The organism is Streptomyces sp. NPDC055254, from assembly GCF_053606025.1.
The window spans coordinates 114,536-135,546 of record NZ_JBSGQV010000017.1 but is presented as its reverse complement, the minus strand read 5'-3'; the positions used below and the strand labels follow the sequence as shown (position 1 = coordinate 135,546).

Here is a 21,011-nt window from a genome sequence, read left to right as displayed (position 1 = left end):
TCCCCGTACCGGGTCCGCCCCCACCCACATCAGCCCACCCGTGGGGAAAGGGCGGTTCGGGCAAGCCGGTCAGCCGCTCAGACGGCCGGGTTCTGCTGCTCCGGGACGTCGACACCGCCGCCGCTCGCCGTGAGGCCGAGGCGCAGGGCGGCGAGTCCGGTGGCGAGCGCGAGGCGCCCCTCGGACGTCATCGCCTCGAAGGCGTGGGAGAGCGCCCGCGCACGGTTCTCACGTACCTGGGCGAGATGGGCCTCTCCGGCGGGGGTCAGCCGCAGGGTGACTTCGCGGCCGCTGTGCGCGCAGGAATGGCGCGCGAGGAAGCCGATGGCTTCGAGGCGGTCGCACAGCCGGGTGACCGAGGGGGCGGCCGCGCCGAGGAGGTGGGCCAGGGCCCGCATGCGGATGCCCGGCTGACGGTCGACCAGGTACATCAGGCGCAGTTGCGCGGTGGACGCGGCGGCGGCCGTGCTGGTCCGGCGGGCGTTCTCCCACATGACGTCGAGGAGTTCGGCGATGTCGCTGATGGAACGCGCCGCGTCGTGGTCGATGCTGCGGGGCCCGGGGGCCGGTGCCGGCATCTGCCTTCCCTCCGCTGGAGCGGGCCCGCCCGGCGGTGCCGGTCAGACGTGGGTGTCCGGTCCGCCGGAGCGGGCCGGTACGGATTCCTCCGGGGCGGTGGAGCGTCTCTTTGCCGCGAAGGAGTCGCAGCGGTTATCCGGGCCCGGCGCGGTGAGGTGGCTCAGCGTACCGGTCACCTGGAGCATCCGGTCCAGCTGCACGGGCCGCTCCTCCAGGTGCAGGCGCACATCCGCGGCGTCGGTGAGCCGTCGGATCATCAACAGGGTCGACAGCCCGCTGGAGTCGACCGCCACCAGGCCCCCGGCGACGGCCCGCTCGTTGATCGCGGTCGCGGCGTGCTCCTGGGCGACGCCCATGCGGTTGGCGGCCCACTCCGCCCCGACCCGGCCCTGGGTCGGGGCGATCACGTCGAGGAGCACGCTCTGCGGGTCCGACCCGTCGTCCAGCGCCCGGCCGACCACCGCGGTCGCGGCGCTCTCGTCGCCACGGACGACGGCCTCCCACATGCGCCCCGCCAGGTGTTCGAGCACCGAAGGGGCGACCGCATCGATGGTCATGCGGTGAACCTGCCCCGGGTGTGCCCGTTCACCGCGCTCAGGTGGTTGGTACGCGGAGCCGAGATCGCCACCACGGCCATGTCGTCGTGCCGGCCGGCCCCCACCCACTGCGAGGCCAGCATCTGCACCCGCTCCACCACGGCTTCGGCGGGCAGGCCCGCACACTCCGTCAGCGCCCGGCGCAGGCGGGTCTCCCCGAACATGGATCCGCCCAGCGGGCCGCCGCGCGCCTCGGTGATCCCGTCCGTGTACAGCACGCAGGTCTCGCCCGGCGCCAGCATCACCACCGCCGTCTCGGTGGTGACCGCCGGGAGCGCGCCGACCAGCGTGCCGTGCGTCGGCGCCTCCTCGACGCGGCCGTCGCAGCGCAGGATCAGCGGAGCGGGATGGCCGGCGCTCGTCAGCCGCAGCCGCACCGCATTCCCCTCCCGTACCGCCGAAGCCAGCACCATGGTGGCGAAGCGGGCGTTGTCGGTGTTCAGGAGCGAGGTGTTCAACAGGCTCAGCATCCGCTGGTGGTCGTCCGCCATCGGCAGCAGCGCGTGCATCGTGTTGCGGATCTTCCCCGTCATCACGGCCGCTTCCAAGCCCCTGCCGCACACGTCGCCCAGGACGACGAGCGAGGCCTGGCCCTCCACCGTCGCGGGATGGACGTCGTAGAAGTCCCCTCCGACCCGCTCGTGGTCCTGCGAGGGCCGGTAGCCGCCCGCGTACTCCACCCCAGATACCTGGTGGAGCGCCGGGGGCAGCAGGGCCCGCATCAGGGTCTCGGTGATCGAGGCCTGCTCCCCGTACAGGCGGGCGGCCGACATCGCGGCGCCGGCGCGGGCCGCGAACAGGCGGGCGAAGACCTCCTCGCCCTCCGTGAACGTCTCGCTCCCGGCCCCGCGCAACAGGACGAGCGCCCCCGCGGGAACTCCGTGACCGGGCAGCGGGGTGATGACGATCGACTCCACCGCGCCGAAGCCCGGGGGGACCAGCCAGTGCGGCGCGGCGGCCGGATCGATCCAGCGGGAGGGAACGGGCGGGAAGCCCCGCAGCGCCTCGCCCAGCCCCGGCACCTGTTCGGGATCGGCGGCCACGCGGGACCTCGACGGCCCTTCGCCCCGCAGGCAGGCCACCACCGGCAGCTCGCGTCCGCGCGAGGGCGTGATCACCAGCGCGGCGTCCGCGAGGTGCTCGGCCGCCATCTGCGCGGTGACGTCCATGCACCGCTCCGGATTGAGCGAGGACAGCAGCAGGTCGGACGCCCGGGTCAAGAACGAGGTGCGCTCCCGTTCCCTCCGCAGGGCCTCACGGGCCAGTCGGTGGTCGGTGTCGTCGACCAGCCACCACACCACCGTTCCGTCGCCGCGCACCGTCGGATGCGCCTCGTAGGCGCGGTCGCCGATCGGGCCCCGCACCACCGGGCCCGGGTCGGCGCCCTGCCGCTGCGCGGGAAGAGGGGCCGAGTACCGCGAGTGCGCCGCGGCCAGCCATGCGGGCAGCGCCTGCGCCACCGGGCAGCCCGGGCGGGCAGCGGGGAGGATCAAGGCGGCCGCCTCGTTGACGGACGTCAGTACCGATCGGGTGTCCGCCACGAGCACGGGGTAAGGGGCCTCACTCCACGGGATGCTCACCGTGGGCGGAGGGGGAATGACCTGGGTGGGATTCACCAAACGTCGAAGGCCCGCTGCGCGAACCCCTCACCTCATTGCCTCGAAGAAAAATACTTGCCCTCCGGCAACCATCCTCCATCGGCCTGTTCCCTGGCAACCACGTGCCCCGCGCGGCGCCCTCCCTCACCGCATGCACACGGGAAGGACATCGTTCCTCCGCCGCCGAGCGGCCCGAAACCGTGACAGTCCTCACCGCCGCCGTCCTGCGGCCCGCCCTCCCGCGGTCGCGGGGCCCCGCGCGGCCCGGCCCGGCCCGGCAGGCCGGTTGGGTCCGGGGGAGCGGGCGCCGTCATCGGGGCGCTGTCGTGGAGCCGCGGTCCGCGATGTAGGAAGATGTCGAAGTGATCGGAGACGAACCCGTGGTGACCGCGACCACGCACGAAGGCATAACGGTCGTCCGCCTGCGCGGGGACCTCGACGAGGACAGCGCACCCGCCCTGGCCCGCACCCTCGCCGAGGCCGCCGCGAGCGGGACCCCCCGTACGGTGGTCGACCTCTCCCGGACGACCTTCGCGGACTCCTACGCCCTTCACGCCCTGCTCGACGCCCGAATGACCCACGAAGCGGCGGGGAAGACGTTCGTCCTCGCGGGCCCGCTGCGGGCGGCGGTGCGCCGACTGTTCGACATCACCGGCACCGGATCCGCGTTCCGTATGACGGACAGCCTGGAGACCGCGATGACATGCTGACCGCCCCGATCACCCCGCGAACGCGCGTGGGCCGGCATGACCCGTACGACCCCGGGCAGGCGGTGACGGTATGAACCCGCCCACCGCCGACGAGACTCGCGAGCCCGCGTGCGGGAGGAACACGTCCGGCGCCACCCCGACCACCGCCGCCGCGGCCCGCGAGCGGGTCGGTGAACTGCTGCGGCGGGCGGGCATCAGCCTCGACAGCGTCGCCGCCGCGGACGCGCTCCTGGTCACCTCGGAACTCGTCACCAACGCGATCCGCCACGGCGGCGGCGTCACCGCCTTCCACGCCGACATCCGGGACGACGCCCTGCACCTGTCCGTCGCGGACCCGAACCCCCGCACACCCGCGGTCCGTACGCACAGCCCGGCCCAACCGGGCGGCTTCGGATGGCCCCTCGTCCAACACCTCGCCGAACACGTCGACATCAGCAGCCGCCCGGACGGCAAAACCATCACCACCACCCTCCGCCTGGCCTGAACCACCCGCGCACCCCTTCCGTACCGCCGGCCCGCGCACCCCGGGGGCACGGGGCCCGCCGGGAAGAGGCCTGCCGGCCGGTCAGGGCGTCGCCCGGCGCAGGGACAGGGCGAAGGCGCCGCTGGTGACGGTGAGGACGACGATCGGCGGAGGGGGCAGGAAGAGGGCGGATATCGCCAGGCCGACGAGGGAGGCGGCAAGGAGCGTCCACCCGAAGGCGGTGCGCCGCTCGATCAGGGTCGGAGAGTGCCGGGCCGCGAACAGGGCCAGCAGCGCACAGGAGATGACGAACAGGGCCATGACGGAACTCATGCCGTGGACGACGTCGAGGGTGCTGCGTTCCAGGCCCAGCAGCGTCGTGCTCGTGGCCCGCATGGCGGCCGAGGAAGCCTCTTGCTGCGGGGTCTGATCGCCCCACGCCGCCGCGGCGGCCAGGGCGAGGTGCCCCGTACCCAGCAGCACCAAGCCGCCGGCCCCCACCGTGAAGGGCCGCAGCGGCTCCGGCGTGCGCCTGGGGGCGGTGGGGGCGATCGCGCTCATCGTGACTCCTTGGGGCCGGACCGAACACCCTCTACAGGTGTAGAGGGTAGTGAACGAGACCGCACTCTACACCTGTAGAGGTGGTGTGGTGGGTGCGGGGCATCCGCAGGCATCGAGGGAGCCGCCGGCCAGGCGCCCACGGTCGCGCAGGCGGATGATGGGGCGTACCCGCAGGAGGCTGATGTGGCGTGTGATCGGATCGGGCTGGCCGAGGTGCTGGCGGCCGCGGAGCAGGCCGCGCCGGTGGAATCCCTCGACGTCGTGGCGCGCAACCTGCGCGACCGGTTCGACGCGCGGTACGTGTCCTTCCTCTTCGTCGACGCCGTCGGCCGACGCCTGCTGCGGGTCCACGACACCTCGGCGGCCGCGCAGCAGGACGATCGCGCCGAACAGGTCCCCCTCGCCGGCAGCAGCGCCTACGACGACGTGCTGCGCTCCCAGCGGCTGGTGCTGGAACCGGACGGCGAGCGGGGGCAGCGGGTCCTCGCCCCGGTCACCAACCGCGGCGACACCATCGGTGTCCTGGAGCTGTTCCTTCCCCGGGCCGCCCCGGAGGTGCTGGCACAGGTCGAGGAAGCGGCGCACGCACTGGCGTACGTCATCGTCACCGACCGCCGGTTCACCGACCTGTACCACTGGGGCAACCGCACCACCGCCGTGAGTCTGGCCGCGGAGATCCAGCGCCAGCTCCTGCCCTCGGCCTCTTCCTGCCAAGCCCCGGAGTTCACGCTCGCCGGCGCTCTGGTCCCGGCCGCCGAGATCGCCGGTGACACCTACGACTACTGCCTGGACCGGGGCACCCTGCACCTGTCCGTCACCGACGCCATGGGCCACGACGTCAACGCCTCCCTCATGGCCACCCTCCTCGTCAACGCCTCCCGCGGCGCCCGCCGGGCCGGAGAGGGCCTCGCCGAACAGGCCCGCCGGACCCACCACGCGCTCCTCGAACACGGCCGCCACACCCTCGCCACCGGACAGCTGCTGCGCATCGCCCTCGACGGGAGCGGCGCGCGGATAGTCAACGCCGGCCACCCCTGGCCGCTGCGGCTGCGCGAGGGCGTGGTCGACGAACTCGACCTGGTCGTGGACCTGCCCTTCGGCATCGCCCAGCAGGGCCCGTACCGGGTGCAGTGCCTCGACCTGCGCGCCGGGGACCGGCTCGTGCTCTACACCGACGGCATGCAGGAGCGCCAAGCGGAAGCAGTCGATCTCCCCGGCCTGCTGCGCAAGACCGCGGCGGAGCACCCGCGCGAGGTCGTGCGCACCCTGGTGGGAGCGGTCACCGACGCCGGCAACGGCCACGTGCGGGACGACGCCACCGTCCTGTGCCTGGACTGGTACGGCCCCGCATCCGCAGCCACCCCCGGGGATGCCCCGACCGAGGCCTGACCGATCGGCGGAACCGATCTACCAGGGGGTGTGGGCGCAGATGGTCTTGCCGCCGTCGCGGGTGGGTTCGATGTGGACGTGGGTGGTGAGGTGGTTGATCAGCAGCCATCCCCAACCGCCGGTCCCGTCCGTGTGGGGCGGCTGGGGCCGGGGCGGGTGGGGGCTGGAGTCGGTCACGCAGATCTCCAGGTGATCCCCGTGCAGCTCCAGGTGGAGGGTGCAGGGCCCGCTGGTGTGGCGGATCGCGTTGGTGACGAGCTCGGCCACCACCAGGAGGACGCCGTCGGCGTTCTCGGGCCGGGCAGGGGGCCTGACCTGCGCGGCGCGGTGGAGGAAGGCGCGGGTGGCGTTGCGTGCCGATGTGGTGGGCCGGCCGGTGCGGGGTACGGGCTGATTGAGCACGGGCGTCGCCATCGAGCCTCCTTCCGCCTGGTGGACGTGTACGGCGCCTGCCCCTCATGCGGCCAAAAATCTCTGTTCGTGCCCCACGGTTCGATCCGCCGGAGCCGCTGGAGGCGTACCGGCCCGCCCACTGGTCGGCGTACCGTCCGGCGTACCGGCCCCTCCGCGCACCCGGTACGCCGGACGATCCGGGCCGGACGCTCACGGCCCGGGAGCGGGCCGCCCTGTCCTTGACGGTCGCGAGGCGTCGGTGAGGTCGGCGCCGGTGGCGGCGTCGCGCCGGGAGTTGCCCACGCCGCGCCAGTCCAGGCACATGACGGTCGCGTCGTCGTCCAGATGGCCCCGGGCGGCCTCGACGATCGCCCCGATGAGGGTGCGGGCGGCCTCGCGCGGATGCAGCGCACGGGTGGCGGTGATCAGGTCCGTAAGGTCGAGGCTCTCGGCGTTGCGCTCCAGCATGCCGTCCGTCAGCATCACCAGCCGATCACCCGGCCGCAGGTCCAGCGACTGCACCCGGTAGGCGGCGGGCCGGGCGGGCGAGGTGTGGAGACCGAGACCGAACGGCAGATCGACTTGCGGGACGATCTCCCGCACCTCCCCGTCCCGCATCAGCAGCGGCCACGGGTGCCCGGCATTGACGAACTCGGTCCCGCCGTCGAGCAGGCTGATGCGCAGCAGCTGGCCGGTGACATAGCCCTTGCGGCCGTGATCCCGCATGGCCCGGTCGGCCTGGCGGGCCTGTTCCGCGAGGTCGCCACCCGCCCGCCGTGCCCGGCGCAGGGCGCCCACGACCAAGGTGGCCAGCAGCGCGGCATCGACGTCGTGACCCATGGCGTCCGTCACGGAGAGCTGGACCGTGTCCCGGTCGATCACATAGTCGAAGGTGTCACCCCCCACGTGGTCGGCGGGCTCCAACGCCCCGGCGACCGCGAACTGCGCCGCCTCGCACGCCAGCGACGCCGGGAGCAGCCGGTGCTGGATCTCCGCGGCCAGACTCAGCGGCTTGGTGCGCCGGCCCCACTGGTACACATCGGTGTGGGACCGGTTCGCGATGACGATGTACGCCAGCGCGTGCGCGGTCTCGCCGATCTCCCGCATCACCTCCGCGCTCGGCGCCGCGGGCAGGAACAGTTCGAGGAGGCCGATGGCGTCCCCGCGATTGGTCACCGGGGCGACCACGCGCACCAGCTGCCCCTCGCCCCCGCCCCCGTCCTCCACCCGCGGCCGCTGGCTGCGGATCACGTCGTCGTACAGGGTGCCCCGCAGCGAGATGCGCCGGGCCGGCTCATCGGTCTCGACACTGCCCGCGGCCCCCAGCCGTACGACCGAACTGCCGGTGAAGTCAGTGATCAGGAACGACACCGAGGCGGCCCCGAGCTGCTCCTTGAGCATGCGCGCGACCACGTCGAGCGACTCCACGGGGGCCGCGGCCTCCGCCGCCTCCAACGTCCCCGTCAACGTCATCGCGCTGCCCCGCCGGCCCCCGCCCACCGGAGAAGGAGAGGCCTTCCCGCCGTCCGGCCCTTGTGCGGTCACAGCGACCCCATATCCCTCGATGACGCTCGGGACCCCGTCCCGGATGTATGAAAGACCCACGCCGAGACGGCACGGGACAAGTCAATTGCACCACGAGAGCCCCACCCGGGGAGCCCGCGGTCCGCCGGGTCGCGCCGGCAGCGCTGCGTCGAATCAACGGGATGCCTCGAAACCCTCCAGGGGCAAGCTCCGCCACGCCCGCGACGGCCCGAGCCCCCACCGCCCCCCGGACACCCGAAACCCAGGACCGGGGCCGGACCCCCGACCCCCCACCCCCGCATTCCCCTGTGAACACACGCAACTTCGGGGTACACGGGCGGACATGGCACCCCAGCGCGAACCACTCACGTCCTTGCGCGCCGCCCGCCAGCTGCGCCGGGTCCGCTCCCTCTACCTGGCCGGAGCCCTGTTGTGGGCGGCTGCCGCCGCCTGGGCCGGATGGCTGCATCCGGGGAGCCGCCAGATGTGGGTCTCGGTCCTCCTCCTGACGGTGTTCACCGGCCTGCTGATCACCACCTCCGTGTGGCTGCGGCGCCTCCGGCCCCCGACGCAGCCGGCGCACCACGCCGCGCCCCGCCGGACCGTCACCCCGCGCCACGCGAACGCCTGAACGGTGCGGCCGAACCCGGGGCGGGTCGAGAGGTGTCCCACGCCCGGGCAGGGCGAACGCGTGCCGCGCTGCGGGCCGGCGGACCGACCCGGCCCCTACCGCGGGAAGGACCGGCGCCGGGCACGCAGCGCCGCGCACCTCTCCGAGCTGCGCCACACCGGGGCACCACCCTCCGCCTCCACATGGACGCCCCCGCACAGCGTCCGGCCGAAGCGCCACGCGGTACCAGGAGCGTCCGCCCGACACCGAGCCGGGACACGGGGGCGGGAGCGTGCCGCGTCCCCCTGCCGGGCAGCACCGCGCCCTGGTGGCCGCGGGCGTGATCAAGCCATCCTTCCGTCACCTGATCGGCTCAGCAGGACCTAGAGTGTGCGCGTGACCGAGCAGAATCCCGAACTCATCGCCGGCCGGTACCAGCTGGTCGAACGCATCGGCCAGGGCGGCATGGGCCGGGTCTGGCGCGGTCTTGACCAGCACCTCTTCGGACGCGAGGTCGCGGTCAAGGAGATCCTCTTCCCGCCGGGCATGGAAGAAGGCGACCGCGCCGCACTGCTGCGGAGGTTCACCGGCGAGGCCCGTGCGGCGGTCACTCTCAGCCACCCCGGGATCATCACCGTCCATGACGTCGTGGACCACCACGGCGCCCCCGTCATCGTCATGGAGTTGATCCGCGGGCAGTCCCTGGCCGCCGACATCCGCAGCCGGGGCCGGCTGCCCGTGCAGCGGGTGGCCGAGATCGGCGCCGCCGTACTCGACGCGCTGGCCGAGGCGCACGGGGCACGGATCATCCACCGCGACATCAAGCCGGACAACGTGCTCCTGACCAAGGACCGCGTCGTCCTCACCGATTTCGGCATCGCCCACCTCGCGGACGCCACGACCAAGCTGAGCCACAGCGGGATCGTCATCGGCACACCCCAGTACATGCCGCCGGAGCAGCTGGAGGGCAAGCGCCCGACCCCCGCCAACGACCTGTGGGCGCTCGGCGCCACCCTCTACCACGCCGTCGAGGGGCACCCGCCGTTCGAGGCGGAGGGGCTCCACGCCCTCGCCGTGGCCGTGTTCACCCGACCGCACCGCCCGCCGGTCCACGCCGGCCCGCTGGCACCCGTACTGGACGCGCTCCTCACCAAGGACCCGGCGCAGCGCGCGAGCGCCGCGGAAGCCGCCGAGATGCTGGCATCGGTACTGCGCTCCTCCCCGCCCCGGACCGACGCGTCCACCGGGACCGGGCCGGGGCACCGGCCCGCACCCGCACCCGAATCCGCACCCACTCCCGCTCCCGATCCGAGGGCGACCCCCGCACCCGCACCGACACCCGCACCCGCACCGGACGCGGCGACGGTGCCGCAGCAGGCACCCTCGACGACGCCCTCACCGCAGACCCCCACGGTCCTGGACCCCGGGTCCACCGACGGCACCCCGCAGCGCCCCGTACCGGACCCGCCGACCGGCCCACCCGCGCCCGTACCCGCGCCCGTCCCCCCGGCCGAGGACCCGGTCACGCGCGCGGACCCGGTCACGCGCGAGGAGACGGCCGGGACGCGGCGCGCCGAGCCGGCGTCCGCCCGGCGGAGGGCCCTCACCCGGCGCTCCCTGATCCTGGGCGCGGCGCTGGCCACGCTCACCACGGGTTCCGTCCTGACCTGGACCCTCAGCGGTGACGACGACGCACCCCGCGGCGGCCGGACGGCCGGCAGCGGCTCGGCGGCCTCCCCCGTCACCGTGGTGATCGGAGTGGACGCACCGCTCAGCGGCGGGCTGTCCTCGATGGGCCTCGGAATCAGGAACTCCGCCGACCTGGCGGCCAGGACCGCCAACGAAACCCGCCACGTCCCCGGCGTGCACTTCGAGATCAAGGCCCTGGACGACGGGGCCGACCCCGCCAAGGGCGCCCCCAACGCCGCCCGGTTCGTGTCCGACGAGAAGGTGCTGGGGGTCGTCGGACCCCTCAACTCCGGTGTCGCCAAGACCCTGGTGCCACCGCTCGCCCGGGCGGACCTGGTCAACGTGTCACCGGGCAACACCGACCCCGTGCTGACGCTGGGCCCCGACTGGGCCGCGGGCACCACCTCCCGTCCGCACTCCACCTACTTCCGCACCGTCGCCACGGACGTCGACCAGGGGCCGTTCGCCGCCCGCTACCTGCACGGCGAGGCGAAGAAGACCAAGCTCTACGTGGTCGACGACGCGAGCGCCCACGGCACCGCCCTCACCTCCGGTCTCACGGCCGAGTTCACGAAGCTCGGCGGGACCGTCGTCGGCACCGAGCAGGTCGACCCCGCGGAACGCGCCTTCGCGGGCCTCGCCGAGCGGGTGCGGTCCTCGGGCGCCGACGCCGTCTACTTCGGCGGCTACTACGACACCGCGGCGCCCATCTCCCAGCAGCTCAAGCAGGCGGGAGTGAGCGCCCCCCTGATGGGCGGCGACGGCATCTTCGACCAGGGGTACCTCACGGAGAACCCGAAGGCCGAGGGCGACCTCGCGACCAACATCGGCGTACCCGCCGAGGAATCGGCGGCAGGTCAGGACTTCCTCGCCCGGTACGGGAAGGCCGGGTACCCGGAGCCGGCCGGCTGGTACGGCCCCTACGCGTACGACGCGACCTGGACCCTCATCGAGGCGGTGAAGGCCGTCGTGACGGCCAACGGCGGCACCCTCCCGGGCGACGCCCGCGCCAAACTCCCGCAGGCCGTGGCGGGGTTGGCCTTCGACGGCGCCACGGGCCGCGTCGCCTTCGACGCGAACGGCGACGCGGTCACCCGCCGCCTGACGGTCTACGCGGTGAACGGCGGCAACTGGACGACCGTGACGAGCACCCCCGCCACCCGCTGACCTCCGCGGGACGCCGCGCCCGGGCTCCTCGGGGCCCCAGGGGCGCCCGCCCGGCTGAACGCGGGAGCGGCCGCCGCGGGGTACCGCGCCCGTGCCGCCGGGGCCGGCGCCCGTGCCGCCGGGCAGCGGCCGCGGCCTGCGCGAGCCCCGCGGCAGCCGTGAACACGCCTGCGGATTCGGCCCGGTGTGCGAGCCCCTCGTACGGGTGACGGGTCGCCCGTTTCCGGCGCGGTGCGTGGTGCTTGCACTCGACACTGGCCGGGTCGGGTCGGGCTGCCGGGTGTAACGCGGGGGAGTGTCGTGACGAACGGTGGTGTCCGGCCGGCAGTGGCCAACCGCACGGCATCGGCGCGGAGTCGGGGAGCCGCGGGCCGCGAGCACGGGCGTGCACGGTTCCACCGGCGCCGCCGGCGCAGGGGCCGCGGCCCTGGCCACCGTGACCCGCCCCGGCATGTCGGGCCTGATGCCCGGGTAGCACGCGCAGCCCCCGACGGCCCCGTCCCGCACGCGCAGGCACCGCCCCGCACCGCAGAGGAGACATGCTGTGACACACCCCCACGCACGCGGGCCGGGCCTCGCCGAGGACGCGGTGGCACTGGTCGCCGGCCTCGCCGACTTGGCGTTCAGCGCACTGAGCAGCGCCGTGGGCGGCGTCAACGACCTGCTGCGCCGCGCCGATCTCGGGGACCTGCTCGCCGACGGCCAGGAGGAGACCAAGGCACGCGGCCGCCTGCTCCTCGACCGGCACGCGGCGGCAGCGCCGGCCCACCTGGAAGTCCTGGCCCGCACGGTCGCCTCGGTCACCTCACGCCCGCAGGGGGAGAACGACCGTGAGTGAACAGGAGGAGCACGCCCTGCTCAAGGAGCGCGTCGACCAGGTCCTCAGCGCCTTCGTCACCGCGGAAGCACGGGCCCTGGCCGCCATCGACCCGAGCCTCACGCCGGTCTCGGAGCAACTGCACGCCGTGACCGGCCACGGCAAACGCCTGCGCGCCGCGTTCTGCTACTGGGGCTGGCGCGGGACCGGCCGGCCCGACAGCGAGGCACTGGTACGCGCCGCCGGCGCGATCGAACTGGTCCACGCGGCCGCCGTCGTCCACGACGACCTGATCGACCGCAGCCGCACCCGGCACGGTCGCCCCACCGCGCACATCGCCCTGCAGGAGGTCCTCACCGCCCGACCGAAGGCCGGCGCCCGCACCCTGGCCATGTTGGTGGGGGACCTGCTGCTGTCGATGGCCGGCCAGCTGTTCACCACCTCCGGGCTCCCCGGGGCCTTCCTCGGCAGGGCCCGGCCGCTGTGGGCGGTACTGGCCCGCGAACTGGTGGCCGGGGAGTGCCTGGAGGTCCTGCGCACCGGCTGCGCACCGGACCCGGACGCCTCGGTGAAGGTGATCCGCTACAAGACCGCCAAGTACACCGTCGAACACCCCCTGCAGATCGGCGGCCTCCTCGCCGGCGCCCCGCCCGCTCTGCTCCGGGCGTACAGCGACTACGGCCTGCCGCTGGGCGAGGCCTTCCAGCTCCGCGACGACCTGCTGGGCCTGTTCGGCGACCCCGAGCAGACCGGCAAGGACCCGGCCGACGACCTGACCGCGAACCGTCCCACCGCGCTGATGGCCCACGCGCTCGGCGGCGCCACGAAGACGGAGCACGCCGAGCTGCACCGGCTGCTCGGGCGGGCGGACCTCACCGAGCGGCAGGTGGAACGCGCCCGGGAGATAGCCCACCGCACCGGAGCCGTCACCCGCGTCGAAGACATGATCACCGTCCGGCTCCGCCACGCGCACGAAGCCCTGGCCGCCGCCGACCTGACCGGCGAAGCCCACCGCGCCCTGTCGGCACTGGCGACGCACGCGACCACCCGAACCCGCTGACCGACACCCCACGGAGCAGCACATGACCTGCACCCCCGCATCCATGGACGCCCTGCGCACCCGAGGGGACGAACTCGCCGACGCCACCGTGGCGGCCCTGTTCGAGCGCGGGGAGGTCGGGAAGTTCAATACGCTCATGCGCTACGTCTCCACCGTCGGCCAAGACCTCCCCGAGGGACTGCCCGACGTCGCCCGCGAGTACCTGCACGCGACCAGTGCGCCGCCGGACTGGGTGGACTGGGGCGAGATGGAGAGGGCGAGGTTGTTCTTCATCGACAACAACGTGCACATTTCCACCGCCCTGTCCTTCGCCTCGATGCCCGCCTGCTACGTGCTGCCCCACGTCGCCAAGCTGCTGTCGGCCACCCACTCGTTGAAGTACCCCTCCAAGCGGATGGCCGAGACGGGCCAGTTCACCGTCTACCTCATGCGGCCCGACGCGTTCGAAGCCGGCAGCCGCTTCATCCCCGCCGCCCAGAAGGTACGGCTCCTGCACGCCTCCATCCGCCACCACCTCACGCGCGAGGACCGCTGGGACACCGCCGCTCTGGGCACACCCATCTGCCAGGAGGACATGATCGGCGGGCAGATGATGTTCTCCATCCAGGTCCTCGACGCCCTGCACCGCCTCGGCATCCACATGAGCAGGGAAGGCGCCGACGCGTACTACTACGCCTGGAAGGTGGTCGGCGCCGTCCTCGGCATCGACCAGGACCACGTCCCCCAGGACCTCCAGGAAGCCCGCGCCTTCTCCGACCTGTACATGACCCGCCACATGGGCCCCAGCGAGGAGGGGGCCCGACTCACCCGCCAGCTCATCGACCTCTACGAGGAAGTCGTGCCCGGCACCTTCTTCGACCCGGTCGTCTCCGCCCTGATCCGCTACCTGATCGGAGACACCTGTGCCGACTGGCTCCAGGTCCCCCGCACGTCCTGGGACGCCGTCGTCAAGGCCGCCCCGGCCCTGCTGGGTGTGCTGGAGACCATCGAAGACCGCTCATCGCTGGCGGCCTGGGCCCTGGACCGGATCGGACACCTGACGAGCGTCCTGGAACTGTCCTCGCTCACCCGCGGCCGCGTCATGCACTACGCCATCCCCGAACAGCTCAAGAGCGACTTCGGAGTCAGCACCGCCGTACCGCCCAAGAGCCGCTGGACCCCGCCGCCGGCCACCATCGGCCGGTAGGCGCACCAGGGGGGCCGGGACGGCGGCCGCCGACGGCACGCGCCGACGGCCGGGAGGTCAGGCCGGGGTGTGCAGTGCGGCCAGGAGCCGGTCGAGCGCCTGCTCCGCGGCGTGCGGGTCCCCGCCCCGCGCGATCCAGAGCGCGGCCTCGTTCATCGCCCCGGAGAGCAGTCGGGCCAGGGGTTCCACCGGCTGATCGGCGATGATCCCCGCTGCGGCGAGCGCCGCCAGGGCCTCCGCGAGGTGCCGGGCCGAGGACTCCTCGTCCAGGGCCCTCCACTCCTCCCAGCCCAGCACGGTCGGCGCGTCGACCAGGAGGATCTGCCGCACCGCGGGGTCGGTCCCCGCCGCCAGGAAGGCCCGGCAGCCGGCCCGGAGCTGCTCCCAGAGGTCCTCGTACCGCTCGGCCGCGGCCGCCACGCGCTCGCCCAGTTCCTGCTGGACCTCGCGGACGACGGCGCGGAAGAGCCCCGCTTTGCTGTCGAAGTGGTGGTAGGCGGCCCCCTTGGTGACTCCGGCGGCCCTCGCCACCTCGGCCAGCACCACGTGGTGGTACCCGTCGTCGGCGAACCGCCGCCGCCCTTCGGCCAGCAGCGCCCGCCGCGTGGCCGCCCGCTGCTCCGCCCGGTTGACCGCCATCGCGAGCCCACCATCCTTTCCCTTTCGCGTACCGGGGGTATGTTAACGGCTCGTGGCGGAGGCCGGCCTGCCGGAAGTACTGCCCCTGCGCACGGAGGAGTTCGGCCAGCGCCACTTCGTCGTCGCCGCCCCCGACGGGGTGCTGACCCGTGCGGCCCACCCCGCACAGAAGGACGCCCGAACGACGCCTGTTGCTGCCGGGACAGGTGTGCACGCCGTGGTACGGGATATCAGAGGTCAAATCGGGCCATGATCGCGAAAGGTGCCGCCTGTGTCTCAGGAGCAACGCAAACCGGGGCAGAGGCTGCGGCTGCCCGTGAAGGCGGCCCTGCCCGGCCGCCACCCCCACGAGGACAAGGAGCCCGTCACCGACCGGGTGGTCTTCGGCGTGACGGCCGTACTGACCCTGGGCTTCGTGATCTGGGGCGCCACGGCCACCGGCAGCCTGGAAAGCGTCTCCGACACCCTGCTGAACGGCCTGATGCACCACGCCGGTTGGGCGTTCGTCCTGGTCGCCTCGGGATTCGTCGTCTTCGCGCTCTGGCTCGCCATCAGCCGGTACGGACGGATCGAGCTGGGCCAGGAGCACGAGAAGCCGGAGTTCAGCACCGTCTCCTGGGTCGCCATGATGTTCAGCGCCGGGATGGGCATCGGCCTGATGTTCTACGGCGTCAGCGAACCCCTCGCGCACTACACCACCCCGCCGCCCGGTACCGACCCCGCCGACTCGGCGGACGCCATGCAGACGGCGCTCGCCACCACGCTCTTCCACTGGACGCTGCACCCCTGGGCCATCTACGCCGTGGTCGGCCTGGCCATCGCGTACAGCACCTTCCGGCGCCGCAGGCGGCAGACGATCAGCGCCGTCTTCGTCCCGCTCCTGGGGAGGAAGCGCGCCGAGGGCGCACCCGGCCGGGTGATCGACATCCTGGCGATCTTCGCCACGCTGTTCGGCTCCGCCACGTCGCTGGGACTCGGCGCGCTCCAGATCGGCAGCGGCATGCACGAGGTGGGCTGGCTGGGCAAGGCCGGGACGGGTCTGCTCGTCACCATCATCGCCGTGCTGACCGTCTGCTTCGTCTTCTCCGCCGTCTCCGGCGTGGAGAAGGGCATCCAATGGCTCTCCAACATCAACATGGTGCTGGCCGTCGTCCTGGCGGCCTTCGTGTTCGTCGTCGGCCCCACCATCCTGGTCCTCGACCTGATCCCCACCTCCCTCGCCGCGTACTTCGACGAGCTGCCCCAACTGATGGGCCGCACCGAGGCGTCCACCGGCGGCGGTGACGTCGCCGACTGGCTGAGCAGCTGGACGGTCTTCTACTGGGCCTGGTGGATCTCCTGGACGCCCTTCGTCGGCATGTTCATCGCCCGCATCAGCCGGGGCCGCACGATCCGGCAGTTCGTCGGCGGCGTCATCCTGGTGCCCAGCGCCGTGAGCCTCATCTGGTTCGCCGTCTTCGGCGGTACGGCCATGCGCCTGAAGGAGCAGGGACGACTCGGCGACGCGACGACGCCCGAGGCACAGCTTTTCGGCGTGCTCCAGGAGTTCCCCATCGCCGGCGTGATGAGCCTGCTCGTGATGGTTCTGGTCGGCATCTTCTTCGTCTCCGGAGCCGACGCGGCGTCGATCGTCATGGGCACCCTCTCCCAGAAGGGCACCTTCGAACCGGCCCGGTTCGTCGTCGTCTTCTGGGGCGTGGTGACCGGCGGCGTGGCGGCCGTGATGCTGCTCGTCGGCGAGGGCAAGGGCGACGCCCTCGCGGGTCTGCAGCACCTGACGATCCTCGTCGCGGCCCCCTTCGTCCTGGTGATGATCGGCATGTGCTGGGCCCTGCTGCGGGACCTGCGCCGGGACCCGCTGATCGTCCGCGGCGAACTCGCCGAGGAGGCGATGGAGGAAGCCGTGATCGCGGGCCACGAGAAGTACGCGGGCGAGTTCGAGATCCGCATCGGCCCGGTGCGGGACGAGAGCCCCGGGAAAGAGAAGGAGGACCGCGACCGCAAGGACCCGGGAACCGAACCCCCGACCCCCTGACAGCCCCCGGCCCTGCGCCGCCCGACCCGGCCGGACCCTTTTCGCAGGGCCGGAGCGGCCTCGACCCATGCACCGGGATCCGCCTCCGTCCGCACAGAACGCGCACTACAGTGCGGTCATGTTCAGATCAGGGGTGGGGTTCCTCGCGCTGTTCGGGGTCGGCTGGTGGCTGCTGGGCACCACCGCGTTCGACGGCCGGGTCCGGCCGGTGGGAATCGTCGTGGGGTGCTTACTCGCGCTCGGTCTGATGCTGGCGGCGAAACGGTTCCTGCCCCCCTCGGCAGGAGGACCCTTCCCGGCCGAGCGCCGACGGCGGTTCAACCAGATCAACGCCCTCCAGTGGACCCTCGTCATCGCCATCGCCGTGGTCTGCGTCCGCACCGGATCCCCGGTGCTGATCCCGCCCCTGGTCGCCCTGGTGGTCGGACTGCACTTCATCCCCCTCGCGACGGTCTTCGAGCAGCCCCGCCTACGGGTCCCCGCCGCCCTCCTGATCATGGCGGGTACGGCCGGGCTCGCCGCATGGGCGACCGAAGCGCCCGACACGACGGTGCGCCTCGTGGTCGGTGTCACCGCCGCGCTCTCCCTGTGGGGGACGGCCGCCTGGACGGTCACCGGCACACCGCCCGCACCTGGGACGGCCGAGCCGGCGCCGTGAGGACGGGCGGTCGAGCCGGCCGCCTCCCGGAACACCCCCGGGCCCCGACGGCAACCAGGCACAGGATGCGCGGCGTGGCGCGCCCGGCCCGATCCGGCCCCCGGGCGCATGGAACGGGCCGCGCCGGACACACGTATGCCAACTGGCCCGCGCACAGCAGCAGTCGGGCCGCCCGTCCCTACGCCCACTGAGGAAGCGAGACGCCATGCCGCTGACATTCCGCAAGAGCTTCCGGATCCTGCCCGGCGTCCGGCTCAACATCAACCGCAAGTCGTGGTCGATCACCACCGGCGGCGGCAAGTACGGCCCCCGCCACACCCACAGCAGCACCGGACGCCGTACCACTTCGGTCGACCTGCCCGGCCCCTTCGGCTGGCGCAAGACCCGCCGCGGCTGACCCACCGGGCAGGCGCCGCGTCCACGAACCCCCGGCGGGCCGGGGGTTCGTTCCGTTGTGACGACCGAAGCCACCCTCGACCCCCCGACCGGGCCAGGGTCCGGGTCAGCCCACGAGGTCCGGCGCCCGCAGCACGGCCGACGGAATGCCCCACGCGTCGACGAGGTCGACCGCGAGGGGACGCACCTTGCGGCAGAGGTCGTTCACCTCGCGGCTGATCGCCTTGGAACGCTGGACGGTCAGCCGCCCGTGCTCCATGAACCAGGCCCGGTCCGCCTCGATCGTCGACAGGGCGAACAGGTCGCACAGGAGGGCGAGAGCCGCCCGCTCGCCCCCTTCGGGCAGCGCGCGCACCTTGTCGACGAAGGCCTCCGTCACCAGCCGCTCGACGTGCGCGCGCGCGAGCGCGATGACATGGTCCTGCACCTGCGAGAAAACGGCGCCGGGATCGCGCTCGTGGTCGATCCCGCGTTTGATCCGCCGGGCCAGTCCGGCGAGCATGTGCTCCTCACGGAAGCGGACCATCGCCAGCTGGTACTCCGAGTCGAGCAGGCCCGCTTCCCGGTCCCACTCGTCGCCGCCGGGCAGCAGGTCGCGTACCCGTTCGAGCAGCTTGTGGGCCGACGTCCGCTCGATGACCGTCTCGACGGCCAGGTTGGTGACGTAGCGGACCATGCCGAGCTGGTCGAGGTCCTCGAACTCGCTCGCGTGATCGGTGAGCAGCCCCTTGGCCACCAGCTGCAGCAGGACGTGGTTGTCGCCCTCGAAGGTGGTGAAGACGTCGCTGTCGCTCTTGAGGGCCGCGAACCGGTTGACCGCCAGGTAGCCGGCGCCGCCGCACGCCTCGCGGCACTCCTGGACGACCCGGGTGGCGTGCCAGGTGCCGAGCGCCTTGAGGCCCGCGGCCCGTGATTCGAGCCGGCGCCGCGCCCGCGCGTCGTCCTCGATGCCGGAGAAGACCTCGTGCAACTGCGTGCGCACGACGTCCTGCGCGACGTGCAAGGCGTACGTGCGGGCGATCAGCGGCAGCAGGCGGCGCTGATGCAGCCCGTAGTCGAGGAGCACCTGCTCCCCGGTGCCGGAGGCCGCCTCGAACTGCCGGCGCCGCACCGCGTACTTCGTGGCGACCGCCAAGGCGACCTTGGCGACGCCGATACCCGCGCCGGCGACACTGACCCGGCCCTGCACCAGGGTGCCGAGCATGGTGAAGAAGCGCCGGTTCGGGTCGTCGATCGCACTCTCGTAGACGCCCTCCGGGGTGACGTCGGCGAACCTGTTCAGGAGCGCCTCGCGCGGCACCCGCACACCGTCGAACCAGATGCGGCCGTTGTCCACACCGTTGAGCCCCATCTTGCGGCCGTCGTCCTCGATCCGGACGCCGGGCGCCGTCCCGCCGCCCACCCGGAGGGGGACGACGAAGGCGTGCACGCCCCGGGGGCAGCCGTCCACCTCCAACTGGGCGAACACGACGGAGAGTTCGCCGTGGCGGGCGGCGTTGCCGATGTAGTCCTTGCGCGCGTGGTCGCCTGGGGTGGTGATGACGAACTCCCGGCTCGCGGGGTCGTACGTCGCCACCGTGCCGAGCGCCTGGACGTTGGAGCCGTGCCCGGTCTCGGTCATCGCGAAGCAGCCCATGAGCTCCCCGCTGATCAGGTCCGGGAGGTAGGCCTCGTGGTGGCGCCCGGTGCCCAGATGCAGGATCGCGCCCCCGAAGAGCCCGAACTGCACGCCGACCTTCACCAGGACCGACAGATCACCGAACGCCAGCGTCTCGAACGCGGCGATCGAGGCCCCGACGTCGCCGCCCCCGCCGTACTCGGCGGGAAAGCCCATGCCGGTCTGGCCCGTCGCGGCCATCTTGACGACGATCTCCCGCACCCGCTCGCGAAACGCGTCGATGCCGAGCTCGTCGGCCTCTTCGAGGACGCCGGCGTACGTCGTCAGGTTGGTGCGGACGAGGTCGCGGATCCCGGAGTACTCGCCGTCCAGCACCGCGGTCAGCGAAGGGACGTCGATCTCGGGCCGCACGTAACCGGTCGCCGCAGGGGTGGAAGCGTTCTCGGGAGCCATGCCGCTCCGCTACCCCGCCGCCGGACGATCAACCGGGGACGAACGAGTGGCAGAAACCGCGCCCGTCACCCCCGCCCCACCCGCAACCGGCGCCGCCGCCCACGCGTCGCACCACACATGGAACGCGCATGGCTCTTCTCCCTCATCCCGCTGACGATCGGCCTGGTCTGCCTCGCATTCGGCGTGTACGGACTGCGCCGCGCCCGGGCGCTGCGGCGCACAGGCGTCACCGCCCAGGGACGGATCGTCCGCCACGACACCAGGCGGGACGACGAAGGATCCACCCTCTACTTCCCGGTCGCGGCCTGGACGACCCGGGACGGCCGCGCGTGCGAGTACCCCTCCCGGTTCGGACGCGGTTCCATCGCAGCCGCCTTCGGCGTCGGCACGGACGCCGTCGTCCGGTACGACCCGCACAACCCACGCCGGTTCGAGATCCAGGGCTGGGACGTCACCACGGTCGACCTGCTCTTCACCGTCCTCGGATCAGTGTTCACAGCGGGAACACTGACCGTGCTGCTCGTGCGCCTGCTCACTCTTTGACCGACACCCCCGGGACGCCGGCCCGTCCGCCGAGCGCGCCCCGCCCGTCTTCCGCCTCCGCCCTGGCCGACGGCTCCTCGGTACCCGCGCCGCCCCCGGGCCGTGTCCCCCGGGGGCGGCCCATCTGCGTCCATTCGGCGAACCACCAAGCACCGGCCACCACGACCCCCCACACCAGCCCGCTGAGCAGAGCCGCCCGCCAGGACGCGCCCTCGTTCCACCGCTCGACGCCTGCCAACGCCACCCAACTGATGGCCAGTACCGCAGCCGTACGAACACGTCGATGCTTGAACATGCGGCCCGCCTACCCCAGGCGCGCGGCCTAAA

At 72.9% G+C, this 21,011-nt stretch carries 20 protein-coding genes and 1 pseudogene; 12 read left to right on the top strand and 9 right to left on the bottom strand.

Annotated elements, in window-relative coordinates:
• Positions 1–77: 77 nt before the first annotated feature.
• The 3 genes and pseudogenes from ACWFQ8_RS18785 to ACWFQ8_RS18775 all read right to left on the bottom strand — a co-directional run bounded on the left by ACWFQ8_RS18785 (position 78) and on the right by ACWFQ8_RS18775 (position 2,716).
• Positions 78–578, bottom strand: coding sequence for a MarR family winged helix-turn-helix transcriptional regulator (locus ACWFQ8_RS18785; RefSeq protein ID WP_453787354.1), 501 nt, complete (start codon positions 576–578; stop codon positions 78–80).
• A gap of 303 nt (positions 579–881) precedes the next feature.
• Positions 882–1,136, bottom strand: a pseudogene (locus tag ACWFQ8_RS18780) (B12-binding domain-containing protein); the annotation flags it as partial.
• Positions 1,133–2,716, bottom strand: coding sequence for a PP2C family protein-serine/threonine phosphatase (locus ACWFQ8_RS18775; protein ID WP_453787353.1), 1,584 nt, complete (start codon positions 2,714–2,716; stop codon positions 1,133–1,135). The pseudogene ACWFQ8_RS18780 and the gene ACWFQ8_RS18775, both read right to left, overlap by 4 nt.
• 419 nt (positions 2,717–3,135) lie before the next feature.
• Between ACWFQ8_RS18775 and ACWFQ8_RS18770 the strand changes: the two genes are divergently transcribed.
• On the top strand, positions 3,136–3,483 hold the full coding sequence (locus ACWFQ8_RS18770; RefSeq protein ID WP_453787352.1) for an STAS domain-containing protein: 348 nt from the start codon (positions 3,136–3,138) through the stop codon (positions 3,481–3,483).
• A 70-nt stretch (positions 3,484–3,553) separates the two neighbouring features.
• Complete coding sequence (locus ACWFQ8_RS18765) at positions 3,554–3,967, top strand: ATP-binding protein (RefSeq protein WP_453787351.1); 414 nt, start codon at positions 3,554–3,556, stop codon at positions 3,965–3,967.
• Positions 3,968–4,048: 81 nt separating this feature from the next.
• Here the strand turns inward: ACWFQ8_RS18765 and ACWFQ8_RS18760 are convergent, their stop codons facing one another.
• Entirely contained in the window at positions 4,049–4,507 is a 459-nt protein-coding gene (locus ACWFQ8_RS18760) for an LIC_13387 family protein (RefSeq protein ID WP_453787350.1), read from the bottom strand.
• A 183-nt stretch (positions 4,508–4,690) separates the two neighbouring features.
• Between ACWFQ8_RS18760 and ACWFQ8_RS18755 the strand changes: the two genes are divergently transcribed.
• Entirely contained in the window at positions 4,691–5,896 is a 1,206-nt protein-coding gene (locus ACWFQ8_RS18755; RefSeq protein ID WP_453787349.1) for a PP2C family protein-serine/threonine phosphatase, read from the top strand.
• An 18-nt stretch (positions 5,897–5,914) separates the two neighbouring features.
• Here the strand turns inward: ACWFQ8_RS18755 and ACWFQ8_RS18750 are convergent, their stop codons facing one another.
• Positions 5,915–6,310, bottom strand: coding sequence for an ATP-binding protein (locus ACWFQ8_RS18750; protein ID WP_453787348.1), 396 nt, complete (start codon positions 6,308–6,310; stop codon positions 5,915–5,917).
• Between the two features lie 189 nt (positions 6,311–6,499).
• Positions 6,500–7,762: a PP2C family protein-serine/threonine phosphatase gene (locus ACWFQ8_RS18745; RefSeq protein WP_453787347.1), complete on the bottom strand. Its 1,263-nt coding sequence runs from the start codon at positions 7,760–7,762 to the stop codon at positions 6,500–6,502.
• Between the two features lie 394 nt (positions 7,763–8,156).
• On the opposite strand from ACWFQ8_RS18745, the gene ACWFQ8_RS18740 reads away from it, so the two are divergent.
• The 5 genes from ACWFQ8_RS18740 to ACWFQ8_RS18720 all read left to right on the top strand — a co-directional run bounded on the left by ACWFQ8_RS18740 (position 8,157) and on the right by ACWFQ8_RS18720 (position 14,342).
• A complete protein-coding gene (locus ACWFQ8_RS18740; RefSeq protein WP_453787346.1) occupies positions 8,157–8,444 on the top strand; it encodes a hypothetical protein in 288 nt (95 codons plus the stop codon).
• A gap of 375 nt (positions 8,445–8,819) precedes the next feature.
• Positions 8,820–11,279, top strand: coding sequence for a bifunctional serine/threonine-protein kinase/ABC transporter substrate-binding protein (locus ACWFQ8_RS18735; protein ID WP_453787345.1), 2,460 nt, complete (start codon positions 8,820–8,822; stop codon positions 11,277–11,279).
• Positions 11,280–11,823: 544 nt separating this feature from the next.
• On the top strand, positions 11,824–12,117 hold the full coding sequence (locus ACWFQ8_RS18730; RefSeq protein WP_453787344.1) for a polyprenyl synthetase: 294 nt from the start codon (positions 11,824–11,826) through the stop codon (positions 12,115–12,117).
• The gene (locus ACWFQ8_RS18725) at positions 12,110–13,156 is read left to right on the top strand and encodes a polyprenyl synthetase family protein (protein WP_453787343.1); all 1,047 of its coding nucleotides are present in this window, start codon (positions 12,110–12,112) and stop codon (positions 13,154–13,156) included. Before ACWFQ8_RS18730 ends, ACWFQ8_RS18725 begins: the two co-directional genes overlap by 8 nt.
• 22 nt (positions 13,157–13,178) lie before the next feature.
• A complete protein-coding gene (locus ACWFQ8_RS18720; protein ID WP_453787342.1) occupies positions 13,179–14,342 on the top strand; it encodes an oxygenase MpaB family protein in 1,164 nt (387 codons plus the stop codon).
• Between the two features lie 57 nt (positions 14,343–14,399).
• On the opposite strand, the gene ACWFQ8_RS18715 is transcribed toward ACWFQ8_RS18720, so the two are convergent.
• Entirely contained in the window at positions 14,400–14,981 is a 582-nt protein-coding gene (locus ACWFQ8_RS18715; protein WP_453787341.1) for a TetR/AcrR family transcriptional regulator, read from the bottom strand.
• A gap of 262 nt (positions 14,982–15,243) precedes the next feature.
• On the opposite strand from ACWFQ8_RS18715, the gene ACWFQ8_RS18710 reads away from it, so the two are divergent.
• The 3 genes from ACWFQ8_RS18710 to ACWFQ8_RS18700 all read left to right on the top strand — a co-directional run bounded on the left by ACWFQ8_RS18710 (position 15,244) and on the right by ACWFQ8_RS18700 (position 18,071).
• Entirely contained in the window at positions 15,244–17,016 is a 1,773-nt protein-coding gene (locus ACWFQ8_RS18710; RefSeq protein ID WP_453787340.1) for a BCCT family transporter, read from the top strand.
• 118 nt (positions 17,017–17,134) lie between these two features.
• Entirely contained in the window at positions 17,135–17,674 is a 540-nt protein-coding gene (locus ACWFQ8_RS18705) for a hypothetical protein (protein WP_453787339.1), read from the top strand.
• 205 nt (positions 17,675–17,879) lie between these two features.
• Positions 17,880–18,071, top strand: coding sequence for a DUF4236 domain-containing protein (locus ACWFQ8_RS18700; protein WP_453787338.1), 192 nt, complete (start codon positions 17,880–17,882; stop codon positions 18,069–18,071).
• Between the two features lie 105 nt (positions 18,072–18,176).
• Here ACWFQ8_RS18700 and ACWFQ8_RS18695 read toward each other — a convergent pair whose 3' ends face one another.
• Positions 18,177–20,141 (bottom strand): acyl-CoA dehydrogenase family protein, encoded by a 1,965-nt coding sequence (locus ACWFQ8_RS18695; RefSeq protein ID WP_453787337.1) that lies wholly within the window; start codon positions 20,139–20,141, stop codon positions 18,177–18,179.
• Between the two features lie 117 nt (positions 20,142–20,258).
• On the opposite strand from ACWFQ8_RS18695, the gene ACWFQ8_RS18690 reads away from it, so the two are divergent.
• Positions 20,259–20,684, top strand: a complete 426-nt coding sequence (locus ACWFQ8_RS18690; protein ID WP_453787336.1) for a DUF3592 domain-containing protein — start codon at positions 20,259–20,261, stop codon at positions 20,682–20,684.
• Here the strand turns inward: ACWFQ8_RS18690 and ACWFQ8_RS18685 are convergent.
• On the bottom strand, positions 20,674–20,979 hold the full coding sequence (locus ACWFQ8_RS18685; protein ID WP_453787335.1) for a hypothetical protein: 306 nt from the start codon (positions 20,977–20,979) through the stop codon (positions 20,674–20,676). The two genes, ACWFQ8_RS18690 and ACWFQ8_RS18685, sit on opposite strands and share 11 nt — an antisense overlap.
• Positions 20,980–21,011: the final 32 nt, after the last annotated feature.